Annotated in this window: 20 protein-coding genes; 9 read left to right on the top strand and 11 right to left on the bottom strand. The window is 70.6% G+C overall.

What is annotated here, in order from left to right; translation table 11 throughout:
- Positions 1-24 precede the first annotated feature (24 nt).
- From SH922_RS36895 to SH922_RS36870, 6 genes are all read right to left on the bottom strand, one after another.
- Complete coding sequence (locus SH922_RS36895) at positions 25-222, bottom strand: hypothetical protein (RefSeq protein WP_393062889.1); 198 nt, start codon at positions 220-222, stop codon at positions 25-27.
- A 19-nt stretch (positions 223-241) separates the two neighbouring features.
- The gene (locus tag SH922_RS36890; RefSeq protein WP_350992768.1) at positions 242-640 is read right to left on the bottom strand and encodes a hypothetical protein; all 399 of its coding nucleotides are present in this window, start codon (positions 638-640) and stop codon (positions 242-244) included.
- Positions 641-651: 11 nt separating this feature from the next.
- Positions 652-1,971: a hypothetical protein gene (locus SH922_RS36885; RefSeq protein ID WP_393062888.1), complete on the bottom strand. Its 1,320-nt coding sequence runs from the start codon at positions 1,969-1,971 to the stop codon at positions 652-654.
- Between the two features lie 66 nt (positions 1,972-2,037).
- Complete coding sequence (locus SH922_RS36880) at positions 2,038-2,796, bottom strand: hypothetical protein (RefSeq protein ID WP_393062887.1); 759 nt, start codon at positions 2,794-2,796, stop codon at positions 2,038-2,040.
- Between the two features lie 80 nt (positions 2,797-2,876).
- Positions 2,877-5,657, bottom strand: coding sequence for a hypothetical protein (locus SH922_RS36875; RefSeq protein ID WP_393062886.1), 2,781 nt, complete (start codon positions 5,655-5,657; stop codon positions 2,877-2,879).
- Positions 5,658-6,652: 995 nt separating this feature from the next.
- Complete coding sequence (locus SH922_RS36870; protein WP_393062885.1) at positions 6,653-6,901, bottom strand: hypothetical protein; 249 nt, start codon at positions 6,899-6,901, stop codon at positions 6,653-6,655.
- Between the two features lie 339 nt (positions 6,902-7,240).
- On the opposite strand from SH922_RS36870, the gene SH922_RS36865 reads away from it, so the two are divergent.
- Positions 7,241-8,155 carry a diiron oxygenase gene (locus SH922_RS36865; RefSeq protein ID WP_393062884.1) on the top strand — a complete coding sequence of 305 codons (915 nt, stop codon included), beginning with the start codon at positions 7,241-7,243 and terminating at the stop codon, positions 8,153-8,155.
- Positions 8,156-8,182: 27 nt separating this feature from the next.
- Positions 8,183-9,829, top strand: coding sequence for an FAD-dependent oxidoreductase (locus SH922_RS36860; protein ID WP_393062883.1), 1,647 nt, complete (start codon positions 8,183-8,185; stop codon positions 9,827-9,829).
- A gap of 49 nt (positions 9,830-9,878) precedes the next feature.
- Here the strand turns inward: SH922_RS36860 and SH922_RS36855 are convergent, their stop codons facing one another.
- Positions 9,879-10,403, bottom strand: coding sequence for a DoxX family protein (locus tag SH922_RS36855; protein WP_393062882.1), 525 nt, complete (start codon positions 10,401-10,403; stop codon positions 9,879-9,881).
- A 237-nt stretch (positions 10,404-10,640) separates the two neighbouring features.
- On the opposite strand from SH922_RS36855, the gene SH922_RS36850 reads away from it, so the two are divergent.
- Positions 10,641-12,656 carry an FAD-dependent oxidoreductase gene (locus SH922_RS36850; protein ID WP_393062881.1) on the top strand — a complete coding sequence of 672 codons (2,016 nt, stop codon included), beginning with the start codon at positions 10,641-10,643 and terminating at the stop codon, positions 12,654-12,656.
- A gap of 65 nt (positions 12,657-12,721) precedes the next feature.
- Complete coding sequence (locus SH922_RS36845; protein ID WP_393062880.1) at positions 12,722-13,273, top strand: PadR family transcriptional regulator; 552 nt, start codon at positions 12,722-12,724, stop codon at positions 13,271-13,273.
- A 48-nt stretch (positions 13,274-13,321) separates the two neighbouring features.
- On the opposite strand, the gene SH922_RS36840 is transcribed toward SH922_RS36845, so the two are convergent.
- Complete coding sequence (locus SH922_RS36840) at positions 13,322-14,278, bottom strand: DMT family transporter (protein WP_393062879.1); 957 nt, start codon at positions 14,276-14,278, stop codon at positions 13,322-13,324.
- Positions 14,275-15,120 carry a phosphatase PAP2 family protein gene (locus SH922_RS36835; protein WP_393062878.1) on the bottom strand — a complete coding sequence of 282 codons (846 nt, stop codon included), beginning with the start codon at positions 15,118-15,120 and terminating at the stop codon, positions 14,275-14,277. Before SH922_RS36835 ends, SH922_RS36840 begins: the two co-directional genes overlap by 4 nt.
- 163 nt (positions 15,121-15,283) lie before the next feature.
- Here SH922_RS36835 and SH922_RS36830 point away from each other — a divergent pair, with 163 nt between their 5' ends.
- From SH922_RS36830 to SH922_RS36810, 5 genes are all read left to right on the top strand, one after another.
- Positions 15,284-15,913, top strand: a complete 630-nt coding sequence (locus SH922_RS36830) for a TetR/AcrR family transcriptional regulator (protein WP_393062877.1) — start codon at positions 15,284-15,286, stop codon at positions 15,911-15,913.
- 233 nt (positions 15,914-16,146) lie between these two features.
- Complete coding sequence (locus tag SH922_RS36825) at positions 16,147-17,160, top strand: SPFH domain-containing protein (RefSeq protein WP_393062876.1); 1,014 nt, start codon at positions 16,147-16,149, stop codon at positions 17,158-17,160.
- Positions 17,157-18,056 carry a hypothetical protein gene (locus SH922_RS36820; protein ID WP_393062875.1) on the top strand — a complete coding sequence of 300 codons (900 nt, stop codon included), beginning with the start codon at positions 17,157-17,159 and terminating at the stop codon, positions 18,054-18,056. The genes SH922_RS36825 and SH922_RS36820 overlap by 4 nt, the downstream gene beginning before the upstream one ends.
- 78 nt (positions 18,057-18,134) lie before the next feature.
- Entirely contained in the window at positions 18,135-18,647 is a 513-nt protein-coding gene (locus SH922_RS36815; protein ID WP_393062874.1) for an NUDIX hydrolase, read from the top strand.
- Between the two features lie 56 nt (positions 18,648-18,703).
- Positions 18,704-19,198: an FBP domain-containing protein gene (locus tag SH922_RS36810; protein WP_393062873.1), complete on the top strand. Its 495-nt coding sequence runs from the start codon at positions 18,704-18,706 to the stop codon at positions 19,196-19,198.
- A gap of 67 nt (positions 19,199-19,265) precedes the next feature.
- On the opposite strand, the gene SH922_RS36805 is transcribed toward SH922_RS36810, so the two are convergent.
- Entirely contained in the window at positions 19,266-19,448 is a 183-nt protein-coding gene (locus tag SH922_RS36805) for a hypothetical protein (protein ID WP_393062872.1), read from the bottom strand.
- Between the two features lie 66 nt (positions 19,449-19,514).
- Positions 19,515-21,428, bottom strand: coding sequence for a beta-N-acetylglucosaminidase domain-containing protein (locus SH922_RS36800; protein WP_393063798.1), 1,914 nt, complete (start codon positions 21,426-21,428; stop codon positions 19,515-19,517).
- Positions 21,429-21,438: the final 10 nt, after the last annotated feature.

The following is a 21,438-nucleotide window of genomic DNA, read 5'->3' as shown; positions in this document are numbered from 1 at the left end:
GAGTTCGGCCGAAGGCCTCGCAGCTCAGCTGAGGGCCTCGTGCAAGGCCTCGTAAATTCCCGACACGAGGTCCTGGCGGGTCTCCTCGGCGATGTCTCCCACCAGAACCACCTCGATCGGGAAGTGGAAGTGGAGGTCCGCCCCCGGGCCGGAGACCACGACGGGCTCCGGCCCCGCGACCTCGGGCAGTGTGCCCTCGGGTTCGGCTTCCTGGTGCGACATGGGGTCCTCCGCACTCCGGTCAGGCGCTGGTGGGGGTGACTTCCAGGCAGACGCAGTTGAAGGTGGTGGTGGGCACGCCGTCGATGAGGATCGTGCTCGCCGCGGACGTGATGTAGCAGTCGTTGAACACGATCTGCTGGAACGTCCAGTCGCTACCGGAAGCCTCCTGGAGCCCGATGTTGAAGCTCTTGTGCTCCAGGGCCATCTGGGTGAGCTTGGCCACCGCCGGGCCGATCGCCTTCACCGCCATGGAGAAGGTGAATGCCTTGGGTTGTACGACGTGGGCGACGTTGTCGGCCTCCAATGAGTGCAGGGGCTGCACCGGACTGTTGAACGTGGGGTTGAAGGAGTCGATGGGGGTGACCACCGTGGTATCGAGCATCACCGTCAACCGGGTGTCCCACTTGACCTCGGGCATCTCATCGCTCCTTAACCCTTGAGAACCAGCTTGACTGCGATCTGGTGGATCACGCCCGCATAGACGACCGAGACCTCCATGTCGACACTTCGGCCGCTCCGCCCGTCGCCGATCTGCTCGAGCTCGTCGGCGTTCAGGGTGGCGCGCTCGCGTTCCAGGAGCACGAGCAGCGGAATGTGGATGGTGTAGTCCTCGATCACGCCCCGGGTCACCAGCGGCGAGAGCACGCTCTGGACGAGCGTCACGACCGTGCGCAGGCCCGGGCGGTCGATACGGAGGTCGCCGACGGCCTCGATCAGCGCGGCCTTGATGCGGAAGCTGATGTCGTCGAGCGTCCGCACGATGTCGATGTACTTCTTGTTGCCGCTCGGGCTGGCGGTGAGTCCCTCGCCCAGGTACAGGCCGTGACCCGGGAGCATCACCGGACTCGTCACCCAGTTGATCGAGTTGTTGTAATAGGTCTCGATCTCGGTGGCCGTGAAGAGTTCGGGCATCTCGAGGGAGACGGACTTGAGCAGGAGGGAGATGTGGGGTTCGTGGCCCGCGATCACGCCGGCCACCGCCGCGGCCACGTCGTCCTTCGCCGATTTGTGGGCGACCAGAACCATCCGATTGTCGTGGATCGCTCCCTTGTTCAGGGCGATCTGCTTGACCTGCGTCAACGTCCGGTCCAGCATGGCGACTCCGATGCGCTCCTTGCCGTCTCCGCCGGTGTTGGAGACCTCGGTGACGTGCTTCGCCAGGAGTTCGACCGGGTGCTTGCTGCTCGGCTGCTCGTTCAGCGGGGTGTTGGCGAGGACCACGATCTGCGCCGGGACGTCCTCCGCCGCCGTGAGCGCGGTGGACCAGACCGGATTACTGAAGGCCACCTCGATGCCCCAGACCTTGGTCGGGGGCGGGGTCTGCCGGAAGGCCAGGGAAATGGCGGCGGCGAGTTCGCTGAGGTCCAGCCCGACCACCGGGTCGTCCACCGCGTGAGCGCTCTTCAGCTCCTTGTCGAGAGTCAAGGTGAACTTGCCGGCCGCCGCCTCGGCCACCGTCTTGATCGTGCGAACCTCGGCCTCCTCCTCCTTCCCGATAGCGACCTCTGTACCGACCGGGAACTTCGCCGCGGCGCTGACGGTGCTGACGGGGGGTTCGACCTTGTCGACCAGCTTCGTCGTCCCCTGCGGGTACGCCCTCACGGCCTCGCTCGGGTACGTGAACGACTTTGCGCCCGAACCCGTGCTCCCGAGGGCTCCCTTGCCGATGACGAGGATGTCCCCGAAGGCTCTGGTTGCGGGCGTGAAGAGATCACTGCTCGCTTTGACAGTGACGTAGTTGAATGGCATCGACTGCTCCTCACCGTGTGCGCGCCCGGTCTCCGAGGACGAGGCGCGGCCGGTTCCCGCCGGACTTCAGGGCGCCGTCTCGAAGACGGCGACGAATCCCTGGGTCGCCAGCAGATCGCCGACCAATTGCTCGGTCGCCTGTGACGGTTCGTCAGTCGCGGTGGCGGGGAAGACCGCCAGCCACGCACTGGAGGCGAGCATGGTGCCGCCGTCGTGCACCTCCGGCTGCGGGCTCGCCGCGTCGACCGCCCGTTTGGCCTGGCTGAGCCGGCGCAGCGCGTCGACGAGGTCGAGGCGGTCAAAGAAGAGCGTCGACACCCGCAAGGGAAGCCTGCGGGCCGGCGCTGCCGGATCGAAAGGAGGTGGATCCTCGTACTGGAGTTGGTAGGGCCGCTCGAACTCGCCCTGCGGTGCCCCGGCGCCGCCGGCGGCCGCCCATGCCTCTGCGTCCGCAGAGGCGAGGAGACCGCCGGCCGGTGCCGCCTTCACCGCGACCACGGTCTCCAACGACATGTCGATCCAGTGCACCTGGGGTGTCGCCGGGATCTCGACGGTGGCCCGGGCCTGTTCGGTCGTGGGGATCGACTTGTCCCATGACCCGTGCAGGGAGAGCGAGGCATGGACGGCGCTCTGGAACTCCGTGCGAACGACGTCGACGGACTCCACCGTCCTGACGTCGAGGAAGGACGGGTCGTAGACGGAGGCGAACAGCGACCGCACCCGCTCGCGCTCCGGGTCGGTGGCGGGAAGCAGCAACGCCTTCACGTTCGCCGGCCGCAGGTACCGGAGCATCAGACCGTCCGTGAAGGGAATCGTCGCTGACATCTCGTCATCACCTTTCTCCAGCGTACCCCGCGGAGAGGATCGGGTCATTTCGGGCACGGAAGCCCCGGACTCCGTCCATTTCAGCCGGTGTTGAACTGGGGGAGGCAGTAGGCGCAGCCGTTGTAGTCGCGGGCCAGAGCCTCCTCTATGCGCGCGTACGGCTTTTTGTTCGCCGGGCTGAGCTGTCCCCAGAAGGGACAGGTCTCGATGTGCACCTCGCCGCTCTTCGGGTTGCCGAAGAACCACTCGTGCAGGTCCTTGACGGCGGTGATCTCGATCGTGATGCGTCCGGCCACCTCATGGTCCTGGATCTGGGTGGCGATGAAGTCGTAGTTCTTGAGGTGCACGGCCTCGTGGGCGAAGTCGATGGTGAGTTCGGCCGACACGTCGTCGTCGGCGTCGAGCCGGAAGCCATCGACGACCGCCGTATTGCCACCCGACATCTGCAGCGTGGAGCGGACCTGCCCGGTCTCCGTCAACTCGAGGTTGCTGAGGGTGGAGGGCTCGACGATGCGGCTCAAGGTCCGGATGGTGATCCGGGTGTCCGACGGCATGGCCGTGGCGTCCAGCTCCCACGCGCCGTCCGTCGCCGTCGGCGCGCCCCGGAGCGCGATGGTCATGCTGGTCTGGCCGCCGAGGACGGACTTCTGCGGGTACACGTTGCGCTGGCCCACGTTGTTGTCGAAGCGTACGAGGCGGTCGTGCGGCACCGGCGTACCCGAGGTCGCGAGGACGGCGGGATCGTCCGCACCGTGCACGAACGCGATCAGGCATTCGTGATCGGGGATGGTCGGTGTCCAGGGGAAGGGTCCGACGCGTACCGATCCACCGGGTGGGATCGGTGCGTGGATCATCTCCGTACTGATGACCTTGAAATGGTTGGGCCACGTCATGCCGGTGCCAGGGTCGCACCGGCGCGTCTCGACCGTGAAGCTGTCCGGCTGGGCCTCGGCGGTCCCGCGATTGTGCACGCGCACGTACAGGTAGTTCGGCCGATTCATGATGGGTTCCTGGTGTCCCGCCTCGGGGTCGTCCCCGGGGCCGATCCCGTTGCGGACCCAGATGTCGGGGGACGTCCAGAACGGGTCCGCGTCGCTGCCGCTCGGCACGAGGCCGGTGTCCCCCGGCCTGTCCGCGATGAAGACGTCGACGTCGGGCTTCGCGAAGAGTCCCTGGCGGACGAACGCGTCGCTCATCACGTTGCGGTGCAGACCGCCGTTGACCGTGACATCCGAGGCGATGAGCATCTCGGCCAGGTGGACAGCGTTCTTCTTGCTCTGTGTGGTGTCCGCCCCCAGGCGCGGCACCATCGCGAGCATGGTCTTGATCATCTTGTCGGCGGCCTTCTGCCGCACGACACCGTCTTTCGACTTCCCTCCCATGCCGAGGTAGCACTGCCACAGGGCCGAGGCCAGCATCGAAGCACGCAGGTCGGCGGTGTAGTCGTCGAAATCCGCGTCGTCGAAGCGCTGCGTCAGGTCGAGCCGACGGCCCTGACTCCACTCGTCCTGCAGGTTGTTGTCGAAGGGGAACGTCTCGGCCCGGCGGTTCCCCGCGGGGTTGAACCGGTCCCGGTAGATGCCGGCCATGGCGTCGCAGATGCTGTGCTCGTACTCCAAGGGGCCCGTCGCGCCGGTCCGGAGCCATTGCACGACCCCGTGCGTGTACTCGTGCACGATGATGCCGAGGTCGGCGGCCCCGGGCACGAACTTCATGTCGAAGCGCATCCGCGGGGGTGTCGTCGTGCCGATCCACTCGCTCTTGCCGGTGCTCTCGGCTCCCTGCGGGTCGACCTCGACCTGGACCATGCGGGCGTTGAGCGCCGCGTTGCCCAGGCTGCGGAGATAGCGGGCGAAGGAGTCGGTCCAGTAGTAGGCGTTCGCACTGAGGAACGCCTTGTCCTTGGGATGGGTGTCGAACACGAAGGTGGGCGAGTCCGATTCCGGCTGCGCGAAGACCGGGGCGTCCCAGTCGCTGCAGCGGCACCACTCCCCCTCGAGATGGAACTTTCCGTCACTGCCGGCCGGGGCGATCTCCGTCTGGACCTCGTGGGCGAACGGCTTCAGCGTGTCGTCGTCCGACAGGGAGCTGAGCGAGCCGTCGTCGGACTCCGTCACGGGGTCGGGCAGGTAGACCTTGAGCGTCGCCGTCACGTACTTTCCCGCGCCTTCGATCCAGAGCAGTTCACCACCGACGGCGTCGACGACGGCCCGGAAGTGCTCGAAGGGCCCACTGGTCTCGACGATGAGGTCGTGGACAAGGTGCAGCTTGCCGTCCGAGCGCCTCTTCCCCTGCTTCAGGAGCGCAATCAAGGCGGTGGGGCTGTCACCCTCCGGCAGCGGAGGCCTGGACGTGTCCCGCAGGTAGACCAGGTTGTCGCGGACGACGGCAGCGGCTTCGTACGCCTCGTCGAAAGGCGCGAGCGCGCTCCTCTCGACGACGTCGAGGGCCTGGGCCTCGTTCACGTCCGGGGCGTCGGAGACGTCGAGCTCCGTCGCGTTCTCGACCTGCACGACGGCAGCCTGCCCGGTGTCGGCCACCATCTGGAGCGTGGCCCCCAGGATGGGGACGTCCTGGTGGAACTGCTGATAGCGGACGTTCAGCGTCGCCGTGTCCTGGTCGTGGCCGACCTCGCGGAGGTCCGCGCCCTCCGTCCCGAGCTCCTTCGCACGCTCTCGTACGAAGGTGTTGACGGCCCTGCGGGCGGTCGGCGCACGGAAGAGGGTAGCGCCCGGATCGAGGTACCTGCGCAGGACGCCGTCGGCGCCCTTGTCCTCACCGACCCCGGGAACCAGCCTCAGGGGCAGGCCGGCCTGCGGGCCCGGGTCGTTCCTGTGCCTGCGTTCGTGGTTCGAGCCCATGACGTGCTCCTCTGCGCACATGGATCGATATCTCCTGGCCGCCCACCCCTCGGCGATTGGCGTCGTCGCACAGACACGGCAGTCCGTCGGCGGCGGCGCGGATGACGGTGGCGTTCTGCAAGGGGCCTCCGCGGGATAGGTGTCGGGATGACCGGCGGGACGACGCGCCGCACCACGGACGACGGGAACGAGCGGTCGTCAGGAGGTCGCGCAGGGCGTAGGGTTCCACGGCGTTCAGATCGACCGTGTGACTGCAGATGCTTCCGCCGCTCGCCCCGGAAACGGGGGGCGGCCTCCTCGACGACCAGGACTTTTCCCCAGTACAGGGCCCATCTCGTACGCGATCATGCCGAGGAGCGTGACCTCGTCCTCCATCTCGGCCAGGTCGGCGTCGTGGAAGCGCTTACGACCGGTGACGGGGAGCCGTGCCCCGCTGGCCGCGTTGGGCCGGCCTGGACGAGGACGTGGGGCACGTGTCGGTTCCGTCGATCGGCAGCCTCGGCGAAGATCACGTTCTGATGTTGCGTCAGCCCCAGAAAGCACCTGCCCTCGATCCGGAAGAGCGAGGCGGTGTGTGCAGACTCCGCCGCGTGTTTCCTGCCGACGACCGCCGTGCACGTTTCGAAGATGCTGAAGTTCTGCCTGCCGCCCATGGCTCCTGCTCCCATCGCCTGCGGCCGCGTCCCCTTCATCAGCTTAGACCCGTGCACGCTGGTAGACCACGCAACAAGATTGGTTGAAAGCTTCCTTGTCCGGCGGCCGTCCTGATCTGCCGTCACCGGGTCAGCGGAGTGTGGGCCGCTGGATCAACCGACCGCACGCCTGTCACCTCACCGTCCGGCCATGCCTGCCACGTCCTGGCTTCCCGGGCGGCTGGCCGGGGCCGACCTTGGCGAGGATGCGGTCCATCCGGTCAAACTGGTCTTCATCGACACCTGTTGGCCCTCCTGGCCCGCCTGGTACACCGTCAGGAGCTCGTCTTCTCGCACGTCGAGTCAGGCCTGTCGCTCCTCGAACGAGACGGTGCGGCCGTCCAGCGTACGGAATTCCAGCGTGGGACGGGAGACGGTCATCGGCACACCTCGACATCCGTGGTCTCCTCCGTACCCACCCCCGTACACCGCGCCTCGACCATGAGGCCGTCCCAGGCTGCCCGCAGTCGCGGCCCCTGGAGCCGGCAGGGTCCTGCCGAACGTCACGGCGGCGGTCAGGGCGACGACGAAGCGGACGTCAGCGACAACCATGACTCTCCAGGAGTGGGTCCTGTCCGGCGTCCGGCCGGATGAAGGCCGGGAGCCGGGCGTGGCGGCGCGACCGCCTTGGCCCCCGACACCGACCCGCCCGACAAGAACCACCCGCAGCCCTGGAATCTGCCGCGCCGTGGAGAGATCGTAGGGATTTCCTACGCGGGGGTAGGCCCGCGCCGCCCTCTTGCTATACCTTCCGTCTAACAGCTTGCTAGACGCGACGTCTAACAAGCGGGGCGGCGCCCGGCGGCCGTCGATCTCATCGGTCAGATACGGGATGGGTGAAGAGGCCGGGCAGCCGTCGGGGCGATCTGTCTCGATTCAAGGAGCAGCAGCATGGCAAGCAGCACCGTTCCGCCGAAGAATCAGGACCGGCCGGCCGCGCAGGACGTCGCCCGGCGCCTGCTCGACTCGGCCGCGAAGCTGTCGTACGACCCGGCCACCGAGGTGGACTGGAACACCCCGCTGGACACCGGCCACCACGGCGCGAGCCCGGAGTGGAGCACGCTCTACGGCACCGCGTACTGGCAGGAGTTGACGGAGGGGCAGCAGATGGCGCTGACGCGCCAGGAAGCCGCGTCCGTCGCCAGCACCGGCATCTGGTTCGAGATGATCCTCCAGCAGATGATTCTGCGCGACATGTACGCCAAGGACCCCACCGACCCGCGGTTCCAGTGGGCGCTCACCGAGGTCGCCGACGAGTGCCGGCACTCCATCATGTTCGCCCGCGGCGCCGCCAAACTGGGTGCCCCGGCCTACCGGCCCCCCCGGATGGTGATCGAACTGGGCCGCGCCTTCAAGACACTTGCCTTCGGTGAGGCCGCGTATGCGGCGATTCTCGTCGCGGAGGAGGTGCTCGACGTGATGCAGCGGGACTGGATGCGGGACGAGCGGGTCGCGCCGTTCGTCCGGACGATCAACAACATCCATGTGGTGGAGGAGTCGCGGCACATGAAGTTCGCCCGCGACGAGACCCGCAAGCACCTTCGCAACGCCGGCCCGCTGCGCCGGCAGATCAACTCGCTCGTGGTCGCCATCGCCTCGTACTACATCGTCACCAGCATGGTGAACCGGGACGTCTACGCGAACGCCGGGCTGGACAGCGACCGCGCACGCGCCGAGGCCGGGACCAACGAGCACCACAAGTCCCTCATGCGGGCCAGCTGTTCGGGCCTGATGGAGTTCCTTGCCTCGGCCCGCCTCCTCACCAGGCCGGCCCTGTTCTTCTACAAGCGCGCCAACCTGATCTGATCCGAGCCGAGAGCCCGAGCTGACGCGATGACCTACGCCATCACCCAGACCTGCTGCAGCGATGCCACCTGTGTCGCCGTGTGCCCCGTCAACTGCATCCACCCCACACCCGAGGAACAGGACTTCGGCAGCACGGAGATGCTCTACGTCGACCCGGCGACCTGCATCGACTGCGGAGCCTGCGCCGACGCCTGCCCGGTCGACGCGGTCTTCCCGGTGGACAGCCTGTCCGCGGCGCAGCAGGAGTACGCCGGCATCAACGCGGCGTACTACGCGGACCGTGAACCGGAGCCGGTGGCCGGGCCGAACTTCCACGCCTGGGGCGAGCCGACGTACCCGCGCAGCCTGCCGTCCGACTTCGCACCGATCCGGGTGGCGGTGGTCGGCACCGGGCCCGCCGGAATGTACGCGGCCGAGGATCTGCTGCTGCACACCAATGCCGAGGTGACACTGGTCGACCGGCTGCCGGTGGCCGGTGGCCTCGTCCGGTACGGCGTGGCGCCCGACCACCCCGCGACGAAGGGGGCCGGCGAGGCCTTCGCGCGGTTCCACTCCCATCCGCGGGTGCGGATGCACCTCGGCGTCGACGTGGGCAAGGACCTCACCGCCGGGGAACTCGCCGCTCATCATGACGCGGTGATCTACGCGGTCGGCGCATCCGCCGACCGCCGGCTCGGCATCCCGGGTGAGGACCTGCCCGCCAGCATCCCGGCCACGTCGTTCGTGTCCTGGTACAACGCCCACCCGGAAGTCCCACCGGAGGCCGTCGGTCTCTCCGCGGAGCGGGTGGTCGTGGCCGGCAACGGCAACGTCGCGCTGGACGTGGCACGCATCCTCGTCGCGGATCCCACCGTGCTGGCGGGTACCGACATCGCCGGCCATGCGCTCGCCGCGCTGCGGGACTCCCGGGTGCGCGAGGTCGTCCTGCTCGGACGGCGCGGCCCCGAGGACGCGGCCTGCACCGCCTCCGAGCTGCTCGCCCTCACTCATCTGCCGGGCGTGGATCTGGTGGTCGACGACCAGGACCCGTGGACGGGTGCGGCGATCGACGGCGCGGCGCCGGGCAGCACGGCCGCGCTGCTGCGCGGTTTGCCCCGTGAGACGGCCGACTGGTCGCAGCCGCCGCCTGCGGGACGGCGCATCGTCTTCCGTTTCCACTCCACGCCGGTGGAGGTGCTCGGCCACGACTGCGCAGAGGCCGTGCGGGTGACGGGCGCGGCCGGGGAACAGGACATACCCGCGGGCCTGTTCCTGCGGGCGATCGGCTACCGGGGCCTGCCCGTCCCCGGGCTGCCCTTCGACGAGACGGCCGGCACCGTGCCGCACGAGGGCGGCCGGGTGACGGGAATGCCCGGCACCTATGTCGTCGGCTGGATCAAGCGCGGTCCTTCGGGCGGCATCGGGGCCAACCGCACCTGCGCCGCCGAGACGGTCGGCACCCTGCTGGCCGACGCCGTCGCGGGCGCTCTGCCCTCCCCCGCACACCCGGCCAAGGCGTTCGCACGGCTCGCGCGCAGTCGTGTCCGTCAGGTCGTCGACGCCCGGGGGCTGGCCGCCATCGACCGCGCCGAACGGTCCCGGGGCCGCGAACACGGGCGGCCCCGGATCAAGTTCGACACGGTCCCCGCGCTGGTCGCGGCGGCGAAGGGAAACCGCTGGAGGTCGCCGCGCTGAATCGGGCGGGCGAAGGCCGGACCCCGGTGGACAGGTGCCGGGGTCCGGCTCACTCCTCGTCCGGCTCCACGGTCTGCCCCTTGGCCCGCTTACCGACGACGGCGACCGCGGCGGCGGCGCTGCCCACGAAGGCCAGGGCGACCATCCAGGGCTGGTTGAAAGCATGACGGGTGGCGTGGTCGACGGAGTAGCGGCCGGGTCCGGTCAGGCCGATCGCGGCGGCGGTGAAGCCGAGGAAGGCCGGGTACTCGTAGCCGCCGCCCTGCGCGAAGAATCCCGCGGGGGCGTGGACGGCCACGGCGCCCGCCATGGCGCCCGCGGCGGCGGCTCCGGCTGCCGGGGTGGCCAGACCCAGCGCCAGCAGGACGCCGCCGCCGGCCTCACCGAGGCCGGCCGCGACGGCACTGTGCTTGGGCGGATGGAAGCCCATGGCCTCCATCCCGGCCGTGGTGCCCTCGATGCCGCCGCCACCGAACCAGCCGAGGAGTTTCTGGCTGCCGTGCGCGGCCAGCACCGCGCCGGTGCCGGCACGAAGGAGAAGCAGGCCGAGGTCACGACGGTTGACGCTGCCCATGGGGGTCTCCGGGAGGGTTCGGGGGCCCGGCCGGACGGAAAGGGGCCCCGGGTACGGTACGGATCCACTCTCCGCGCCCCGGAGCCCGGACGGGTCGCTTTGATACGCCGTCCGGGGCACGTCGGGACAGCACGTGATCCGTGACACAGTGCGACGAACGCCATTGTGCAACTTGTTGCACAATGGCGTTTCGGTGGTCTAGAACTGGCGTAACGACACTGCGCGAGGAGCCCCCGCATGAGCCCGTACCCGCATCTGCTGAGCCCGCTCGACCTCGGGTTCACCACCCTCCCGAACCGGGTGCTGATGGGGTCGATGCACATCGGCCTGGAGGAGGTCGAGAACGGCTTCGAGCGCATGGCCGCCTTCTACGCCGCACGCGCCCGCGGCGGGGTCGGCCTCATGGTCACCGGCGGCATCGCGCCGAACGAACGGGCCTGCTCACTGCCCGGCGGTGCCAAGATGACCACCGAGGCGGAAGCCGCCCAGCATGCCGTGGTGACGTCGGCCGTCCACGCGGCGGGCGGCCGGATCGCCATGCAGATCCTGCACTTCGGGCGCTACGCGCACCACCCCGATCTGGTGGCGCCGAGCGCGATCCAGGCGCCGATCAGCGGGTTCACCCCGCACGCGCTGACCGACGACGAGGTCGAGTCGACCATCGAGGACTTCGTAACGGCGGCCGCGCTGGCGCAGAGCGCCGGATACGACGGCGTCGAGATCATGGGCTCCGAGGGCTACCTGATCAACGAGTTCATCGCCTCCGCGACCAACCACCGCGACGACCGCTGGGGCGGCTCGTACGAGAACCGCATCCGCTTCCCCGTCGAGATCGTGCGCCGGGTCCGTGAGCGGGTCGGCACCGACTTCATCCTGATCTACCGGCTCTCGATGCTCGACCTGGTGCCCGGCGGATCCTCGCTGGAGGAGGTCGTGCAGCTCGCCCGGGAGATCGAGGCGGCCGGAGCGACGATCATCAACACCGGCATCGGCTGGCACGAGGCCCGCATCCCCACCATCGCGACGTCGGTGCCGCGCGGCGCCTTCACCTGGGTCACCGAGAAGGTGCGCGGCGCCGTCTCCGTACCGCTGGTGACGAGCAATCGCATCAACACCCCCGAGGTCGCCGAGGACATCCTGGCGGCAGGTCGGGCGGACATGGTCTCGATGGCCCGGCCGTTCCTCGCGGACCCGGACTTCGTCGCGAAGGCGAGCGAGGACCGCGCCGACGCGATCAACACCTGCATCGGCTGCAACCAGGCCTGCCTGGACCACATCTTCAGCGGCAAGGTCACCTCCTGCCTGGTCAATCCGCGCGCCTGCCACGAGACGGAACTCACCCTGTCGCCGACGCGCACCCGCAAGCGGGTCGCGGTCGTCGGTGCCGGTCCGGCGGGGCTCGCCTGCGCCGTGACGGCGTCCGAACGCGGACACGAGGTGACGCTCTTCGACGCGGCCGACGAGATCGGCGGACAGCTCAACGTGGCGCGCCGGGTGCCGGGCAAGGAGGAGTTCAACGAGACGCTGCGCTACTTCCGCACCAGGCTGTCGGAGGAGAAGGTCGAGCTCCGGCTGGGCACCCCGGTGGGAACCGGCGATCTCGGCGACTACGACGAGGTCGTCCTGGCGACCGGGGTCACCCCCCGCACGCCGGCGATCCCCGGCATCGACCACCCCAGCGTGGTCAGCTACCTCGACGTGCTGCGGCACGGGGCGCCGGTGGGCGACCGGGTGGCGCTGGTCGGCGCGGGCGGGATCGGCTTCGACGTGGCCGAGTTCCTGACCGACGGCGGGGATGCGGCGAGCCTGGCCCCCGAGGCGTTCTTCCGGCAGTGGGGCGTCGACACCGAGTACCGCGAGCGGGGCGGACTCGGCACCGCCGAGCGCCCGAAGGCCGCGCGCACCGTCCATCTCCTCCAGCGCAAGGCGAGCAAGGTCGGCGCGGGCCTCGGCAAGACGACGGGCTGGATCCACCGCACCGAGCTCCGCCACCGCGGCGTCACGATGATCGCGGGAGTCGGCTACGACCGGATCGACGACGAGGGACTGCACGTCACGGTCGACGGCGAGCAGCATCTGCTGCCGGTCGACACGATCGTGCTCTGCGCCGGCCAGGAACCCCGCAGGGACCTGTACGACGAGCTGCTCGCCGCGGGCCGTCCCGCGCATCTGATCGGTGGCGCCGACGTCGCGGCCGAGCTGGACGCCAAGCGGGCGATCCGCCAGGGCACGGAACTCGCCGCCTCGCTCTGATCACGGCCCGGCGGGAGGACCGGACGGCCCGTCCGGTCCTCCCGCCGTTTCTTAGGATGCACCCCATGTCACTCCCGCACGCGATCCTCACCGCCCTGCTCGAGAAGCCTTCGTCCGGGCTGGAGCTGACCCGCAGGTTCGACCGGTCGATCGGCTACTTCTGGTCGGCCACGCACCAGCAGATCTACCGCGAGCTGGGAAAGCTGGAGCAGGCCGGACAGATCAGGGCCCTGGCGCCCGCACAGCCGGCCCGGGGACAGAAGAAGGAGTACGAGGTGCTGCCCGCCGGCCGCGAGGCGCTGTCCGCGTGGGTGGCCCGCTCGGAGGACCCCAAACAGGTCCGCGATCCCCTGCTGTTGCGGATGCGGGCCGCGGCGGTCGTCGGAGCGCCCGGGCTGGATGCGGAGCTGCGGCGTCATCTGGCGCTGCACCGGCGTCAGCTCGCGGAGTACCTGGAGATCGAGGAGCGGGACTTTCCGCCCGGCCGCGATACGCCGGAGGATCGGCTGCGGCACCTGGTGCTGCGCGGCGGCATCGATCTGGAGAACTTCTGGATCGGCTGGCTGACCCGGGCGCTGGCCGAGGACGCGGGCACCGCGGCGTCGGACCCCGGGTAGGGGCGGTCCCGCCGAGGATGCCGTGACGACGGCGGCCGAACGCGGCCGTTACGGGCGTCCGGCCCTGATCCGGCGCAGGTGTCCGTGGTCAGGGTGGAGTGCCCGCGGGCTCCTGATGACCACCCTGGACGGGGCGCTGGGGGCCGGTCCGGCCGCGGCCGGACCGGCGGCGGGCGCGGTCTGCGCCTGGGCCCGGCTGAGCAGGATCACCCCGCGTACGGCCGCCGCCGTACCCAGTAGTGCGGGCACCAGGCTGATCGATCCGCCCTGGAGCCGCTCCCCCAGCAGGGCCAGGCCGATGACCGCTGCGGCGACCGGGTTGGCCAGGGTGACGACGGCGAGCGGTGCGCCGAGGCCGCCCCGGTAGGCGGTCTGCGAGAGGAGCAGTCCGCCCATCGCAAAGGCCGACACGAGCACCGCGACGACCACCAGGCGCCAGCTGAACAGCGGGCCGGTGGTGTGGTCGGTGGCGGCGACCGTCAGCGTCTGGGTGAGCGCGGAGGCGACACCGGAGGTGATGCCGGAGGCTGCCGCGTGCCGCAGTCCGGGGCGTGCGCCCGGTCGGCTGAGACCGGCGACGACGGCCACGGTCCCCGCGCCGACGGCCAGCGCCTCGGTCAGGCTCAGCGTCTCGTGCGGGGCGGAGCCGCCCGCGGTCATCAGCAGGGCTCCCAGGCCCAGCAGGGTCAGGAACGTGCCGCGCCACTCGGTCGTCGAGACCTTTCGGCCCGCGGCCCGGGCGCCCAGCGGTACGGCGGCGACCAGGGTGAGCGCGCCGAGCGGCTGGACGAGGGTCAGCGGGCCGTACTTCAGCGCGGCGACGTGCAGCAGGGCGCCGCCGGCGTTCAGCCCGACGGCCGACCACCACGCGCCGCTGCCGAGCAGCCGGAACGTCCCGGTGCCCGGTTCGGTGCGTCCCGCGAGCCGCGCCTGCGCCACCGCGGCCGAGGCGTAGGCGGCGGCGGAGACGAGCGACAGCGCGACGGCGACCAGGGTGGCGTTCATCGCCCGGTCCCGGAGGAGGCGTACGAAGAGGAGCGGCCGGAGCCGTAAGGGGCGGCGACCGCGTGGGCCGGCGCGCCGGCCACGGACGGCCACGGCAGGTGCGCCCTGACCGGCTCCGCGCGCGGCAGCCGCAGCGCCGCGAACGCGACCGAGAGCAGCGCGGCGACCACGATCGAGTCCAGCCAGTAGTGGTTCGCGGTGCCGACTATGACGAGCAGCGTGATCGCCGGGTGCAGCAGCCACAGCCAGCGCCACCGCGAGCGGGTGGCGACGACGAGGCCGACGCCGACCATGACGGCCCAGCCGAAGTGCAGTGAGGGCATGGCGGCGAACTGGTTCGCCATCGAGTCGGCGGCGGGCGTCGACCCGTACACCGTCGGTCCGTAGACCTGGCCGGTGTCGACGAGGCCGGTTGCGTTGAGCAGCCGCGGCGGGGCGAGCGGGAACAGCAGGTGCAGGGCCAGCGCGGCGCCGGTGAGCACGGCGAGGATGCGGCGCGACCAGATGTAGTGGCGCGGGCGGCGCCAGTACAGCCAGGCGAGGAAGAGCAGGGTGGCCGGGAAGTGCACGGTCGCGTAGTAGGTGTTCGCCAGGTGGATCAGCGTCTCGTCGTGGAGCAGCAGAGCCTGTACGGCGCCCTCGCCGGGCAGGTGCACGGCGCGTTCGAGATCCCACACCTGCCCGGCGTTGTGGAACGCCTCGTCGACGTGACCGTTGGCCGCCTGTCGGCCGAACTTGTAGATGACGAAGAGTCCTACGACGAGAAGAAGCTCGCGGACGAGGGGTGGTCGGGCAGAAGTGTCCGGCTCCCGATCGGCGGGCTTGCTACCGGCGAACTTCACCCGGTGCCCCTTTGCTGACGAAGCGGTGTTTCGGCGGCGTGGACCGATTCCACGCCGTATCGATACGCCAGTGTACCGATACGCGACCGTATCGGAACACTCGCGTATCGGTACACTGGCGTATCGAAGGACCTCGTCGCAGAGTCGCAGAGAGGGAAAGCGCATGTCGTCGCTGGAAACGGAGCCGGAGCAGGCCACCGCGTCGCGCCGCTCGAAAATCACGCCGGAGCGGGCTCAGGAGCTCTACACGGCCGTACTCGACATGCTGAGGGAGAGCGGTTACGAGTCGCTCACCATGGAAGGCGTCGCCTCCCGGTCCCGCTGCGGCAAGTCCACGCTCTACCGTCAGTGGGGTTCGAAGCCCGAGCTGGTCGTCGCCGCGCTGCACGGAACCCGGCGCGGGCTGCTCGGCCGGATCGACACGGGCACACTGGCCGGGGACCTGCGTGAAGCGGCGCGCGCCATCGGCGAGGGCTCCGGGCGCGACACACCCCTGATGCTGGCCCTGAGCCATGCCGCACTGCAGAGCCCCGAGCTGCTGTGCGCACTGCGCGAGTCGCTGATCCTGCCCGAACTGGCGGCGATCGACGCCATGGTGGCGCGCGGCGTGGAGCGCGGCGAGGTGGCCGCGGACAACCCGGCCGCGGAGTTCGTCTCCGCGCAGCTGCTGGGCGTGATGCGCGCCCGCCCGCTCCTGGACTGCACCTACGCGGACGAGACGTTCCTCGTCCGCTTCGTGGAGGGTGCCATCTTTCCCGCACTCGGCCTGGACGCTCACGCGTCCGGGTCCTGACAGACGTGGGCCGCCGTCCCAGCGGATGACGACGGCCCGCCCGCGCCGCACCGTGGGGACGGGGGCGGCGCACAACCCGGCCGGCCGGTGACTTCTGCGGAAGTCACCGGCCGCCCGCGTGTTCGTACCGAAGGAGCACCCCTCGCAGGAACACCCCTCACCCTTTCTCGTCCTCTTGACGATATATGCCGCGGCCATTATCGTCGCTATGACGAGAACGAGGGGGTCCCATCATGGCCGACATCACCCGGCGCTTCGGCTGGCGCCATCTGCGCTCCGCGCCCACCGCCCACATCCGCCACCACAAGCGCGGCCGGCTCGCCCACGACGGGGCAGGACTGAGCTTCTGGTACCGGTCACTGAGCGCCGCGCTCTCCGAGGTGCCGGTCAACGACCGCGAACTGGCCATGGCCTTCCACGCCCGCACCGCCGACTTCCAGGACGTCACCGTCCAGGCGACCGTGACGTACCGGATCAGCGATCCGGCCGAGGCGGCCGCGCGCCTCGACTTCTCCGTCGATCCCGACACCGGCGCCTGGCGCGGCGCGCCGCTGGAGCAGATCGCGACACTGCTCACCGAGACGGCCCAGCAGCACACCCTGGACGTCCTGGCCCGCACTCCGCTCGCCGGTGCGCTCGTGGACGGTGTCGCCGCGGTACGCGAACGGGTGGCGGCCGGCCTCGCCGGCGAGCCCCGGCTGCCCGCGACCGGCATCGACGTGGTGGCCGTGCGCGTCGTCGCGATCCGCCCCGAGGCCGAGGTGGAACGGGCCCTGCGGACCCCCGCCCGCGAGCAGATCCAGCAGGAGGCCGACCGGGCCACCTACGAACGCCGGGCCGTGGCCGTCGAGCGCGAGCGGACGATCGCCGAGAACGAGCTGGCCAGCCAGATCGAGCTCGCCCGACGCGAGGAGCAGCTCGTCGATCAGCGCGGCACCAACACCCGCCGCGAAGCCGAGGAGCACGCGGCGGCCGACGGTGTACGCGCCGAGGCGGAGGCGGCCCGCACGGTGCGCCTCGCCCGCGCCGAGGCCGAAGCGGCCCGTGAGCTCGGCGCGGCCCGTGCCGAGGCGAAGGCCGCCTGGCTGCGGGTGCACGGCGAGGTGGAAGCCGCCACCCTGCACGCACTGGCCGTCACCCGGCTCGCCGAGAACCTGCCGCGCATCGAGAGCCTCACCCTCTCCCCCGACGTCCTCACCGGCCTGCTCGCCAAGCTCGGCCGGACGGCACCGGAGACCCGGGCGTGAGCCTGGCCCCGCGGGCGGTTCTGGTCCACCGCACCACCGAGTACGAGGAGTTGCTGGCCCGGCACGGCACGCACGGCCAGGCGGCGTTCTTCCTCTCCAGCCGGGGCCGGTCCATCGACGAGGTGGCCCGGCGGCACGAGCGGACCCGGCAGGCTCTGGCCGACGTGGCGGCGGCCGTTCCGCTCCAGTGGCGCCACTCCCGGGTGGAGCGTGCGGATCTGGACCGGTTCCTGTTCGCGCCCGAGGACGTGGTGGTCGTCGTCGGGCAGGACGGGCTGGTCGCCAACGCCGCCAAGTACCTGTCCGGCCAGCCGGTCGTGGGCATCGACACCGACCCCGGCCGCAACCCCGGCGTCCTGGTGCGCCACCGGCCCGCCGACGCGGCCGCTCTCCTGCGGGCGGCAGTGGCGCCGGGCGGCCAGGCGGACGAGCTCACCATGGTGGAGGCGGTGGCCGACGACACCCAGCGGCTCCTGGCCCTCAACGAGATCTACCTCGGCCCGGCCGGACACCAGACGGCGCGTTACCGCCTCGGTGCCGAACCGACGGACTCCCCGGCCGAGTCGCAGGCCTCGTCCGGTGTCCTGGTCGGCACGGGCACCGGCGCCACCGGGTGGCTGCGCTCCCTGTGGCAGGAACGCCGCAGCCCGCTCGCCCTGCCCGACCCGGCCGATCCCCGGCTGCTCTGGTTCGTCCGGGAGGCCTGGCCGTCACCGGCGACAGGCACCTCGCTCGTCTCGGGTGAGCTGGGCCGCGGCCAGAGACTGCGGCTGACCGTCGAGTCCGACCGGCTGGTGGTCTTCGGCGACGGCATGGAGGCGGACGCGCTGGAACTGACGTGGGGCCAGACCGTGCGGCTCGGCATCGCCGCCACCTCGCTGCGTCTTGCCGTGTGACCGCCGCCGGGCTCGGCCGTGGCCCCGCCCGTAGGCTCTACGCCTCGTACCGGTCACCGAACCTCTTGAGGAGCCACCATGGCGAGCGCCGAGACACCCCAGGTCCACGCGGTCCCCGCCCGCAACTCCCGCCCGCCCCTGGCCCAGGCGGCGCTGGGCGTCGGCGTGCTCGTGCAGGACGGGCGGGGCCGGATCCTGCTCGGCCGGCACCACAGCGGCACCTGGGAGCTGCCCGGGGGCAAGGTCGATCCGACGCACGAGTCGATCACGGCGGCGGCGGTGCGTGAGCTCCGGGAGGAGACGGGGCTGACTGCCGCCGAGAAGGAGGTGCGCGTCTTCGCGATGCTGCACGACGTGGTCCACGGGATCAACCGGGTGACGATGGCCGCGCTGGTCACCGTCGGGGACGGCACCGCGCAGGTGACCGAACCCCACCTCATCAGCACCTGGCAGTGGACTCGGCCCGAGGAGCTGCCGATGCCGCTCTTCGACCCCTCGGCGCAGATCATCGCGGCCTGGCGCCCCGATCTGGGCATCGCGCACCCGCCCGTCCACCGGCTGGACGTCGTGACCGAGAGCGGACAGGCGTAGACCTACAGCCATTAATCATTTGCCTAGGAATCATAGGCAGAGTTAGCGTCGCCGGTATGAAGGCCGTGACCGAGCAGGACATCCGCACATCGTTCGTCAACTGCTCCAAGGGAGAAGCCGGGCGGCTGCCGCTGCCCCGCGATCTCGACGAGCTGCCGTGGGACGATCTCGACTTCCTGGGCTGGCGTGATCTCTCCGCCCCCGGGCGGAGCTACATCGTCACCGAGCGCGAGGGCGGGCTGACCGGGATCTCGCTGCGCTTCCCCTCCCAGCAGCGGGGATTCCTCCACCGGAGTATGTGTTCGCTCTGTCTGACCACGCACCCGGGCAGCGGGGTGTCGCTCATGACCGCTCGCAAGGCGGGTCCGGCGGGCCGCGAGGGCAATTCGGTCGGGCTGTACATGTGCACCGACCTGGCCTGCTCGCTCTATGTGCGGGGGAAGAAGTCCGTGGCCTCGGGCGCCCGCTTCAAGGAGTCATTGACCTTGGAGGAGCAGATCGACCGTACGACGGCCAATCTCTCCGCGTTCGTCGCCAAGCTCTTCGTCTGAGCCGGGCCGGAGTGCCGTGCCCGCCCCGACGGTGGTGGGGGCGGGCACGGCACGGCGTACGGACCGGCTACCGCGCGGTGTGCCGTGCGGTGACCGCCGCGTAGTCCGGCGCCGCGTTCCGCTTACCCGCGACGCCGGTGTGCGCGGACACCGGCAGGGGGGAGGCGAGGGACAGCACGAGGCCGGTCGTCAGGCCGCCGACGACGGCGCGGCGCCGTAAGGCGCACGGCCGGTGGGGGTGGTTCGTCATGAACACCCTTTCGCTGGTGTGCTGATGGTGCGGTTCGTCCGTCGCGAGCAGGGAGCGGCGTCCCGGCTACTGCATGCGGCTCGCTGCCTGCGCGAGGAAGGTGTCGAGCACACCGTCACCGACCTTGGGCCGGACGCTGCCCCACGAGTTGCGCGGCGGGTCGACCCGCACGGCGCGGGCCTGGTTCTGCAGCCCCTGCGAGGCGGCGAGCAGGCGTGCGGCGGTGTCCTTGTCGCCCGCGCTCCAGGCGTCGAGCGCGTCCAGCATCGTCACCGCGGCACCGCCCCACAGCGCGGTGGCGTCCAGCCAGGGCGCGGCGTCGGTGACGAATCCGTCCTGGACGGCGCCGCCGCGGATGACCTCGGGAGCGTTCCTGACGGCGTCGGCGTACGGGCGCAGTCCCGCCAGTGCGCCGGTCCGGTCGCCGGAGTCCCAGGAGGTCCAGAACGCCGCTGTACGGCGGGCGAGTTCGGGGGCCTGGGGCTGCCAGGGCGTGGCGCCAAAGGTGGGCGCCATGTGTTCGAGGTCGCCGAGGACCAGCAGGGCATCCGTAGCCGCCCGGTCGCCGCCTGCGAGGTAGGACATGGCACGGCGCCACTCGGAGCGTGCGTCGTAGGCCGTGTCGTTCCAGGCGAAGCCCGCCGCCCCGAAGACGGCGACCTTGCTGGCGTACGGCTGGTTCATGGGGTTCGCCACGATGCCCGTGAGATGCGCGGACAGGCCCGCCTCACGCTTGTCGTACGGTGCGAGGAGCAGCCGCCCGCTGGTGTTCCCGTAGTCGTTGACGGGGTAGTTGTCCCACACGAACACCTTGCGCCCGAACAGCTTCGCCGCGCTTTCGGCCTGCTGGTTGGTGATGCTCGGCGGCACGACGTCGGTGCCGGTCCACATCACCTCGATCGCCGGGTCCAGGGTGGCGCGCAGGGTCTGCTTGTACGCGGTGTCGGTCAGGTCTCCGTATTCGGTCGGCACCATCTGCAGCGGCTGTGTGCCCGGGTGGGTGGCGATGAAGTCGTGCTGCAGGCCGTTGAGGAGGCCGACCTGCGCCTTGGCGGCCGCCTCGCGGCCGGGTTCGCCGAACTTCGCCCGGTCGCCCTCGCAGTTCCAGCGGGTGTAGCTGATGTCGTCCAGCGGGATGGAGAACGCCCGGGTGCCCAGGTCGTACATGGCCTGCAGCTTGGCGTCGAGGTCCTTGCGGTGGGCCGGATCGGAGTAGCAGATGGACTCGCCCGGGGAGACGGCGAAGGTGAACCGGACGTGGTTGGCGGTGGCCCGCTGCACCAGTTGGCCCAGTTCCGCGAGCTTGTCGGCCGGGTAGGGCTCGCGCCACTTGCCGCGGTGGTACGGGTCGTCCTTGGGCGCGTAGATGTAGGTGTTGGCCTTCACGTCGCCGTAGAAGTCCATCTGGTCGAGCCGCTCGGCGTGTGTCCACGGCGTTCCGTAGAAGCCCTCGATGGTGCCGCGCAGCGGCATGGAGGGGAAGTCCGCGGCCTGCACGCCGGCGACCTTCCAGCCATGGCCGGCGCGTGTGAACAGCTGGCGCAGTGTCTGCACGGCGTAGAACTGTCCGGCGGCGTCCGTACCGCCGAGGGCTGCCACCGAGCCGGCCCCGGAGACCCGCAGGGCGTATCCCTCGGCGTGGTCGGGGGCCGCCGTGCTGCCGAGTACGCGGGCGATGTCCGGGCGGGCGGCGGAACCGAGGCGCACGGTGAGCAGGCCCACGGCGGCCGGCGGGACGTGACCGGGTGTCACGATGTCGACCCGGCCGACGCCGTGTGCCTTGAGTTCGGTGACGAGGCGGTCGAGCGCCGCGGCGTCCGTCCCGTCGTCGGCGACGACGAGCACCCGACCGGTGACCGTGGCGTCGGATCCGGAGCGGCCGATGGACTGCGGGGCGGGTGAGACCGCCGGGAGGGCGGTGGCGGCGGTGCCTGGCGGATCGGCCGGTCGGGCTGCACCGGCCGGCGATGCCAGGCACATCACGGCGGTT

Source organism: Streptomyces sp. LN549, assembly GCF_043203805.1.
In the GTDB taxonomy this organism is placed as follows: Bacteria; Actinomycetota; Actinomycetes; order Streptomycetales; family Streptomycetaceae; genus Streptomyces.
Note: the sequence above shows the minus strand (reverse complement) of the source record. Positions and strands in the feature narration are given on the sequence as shown.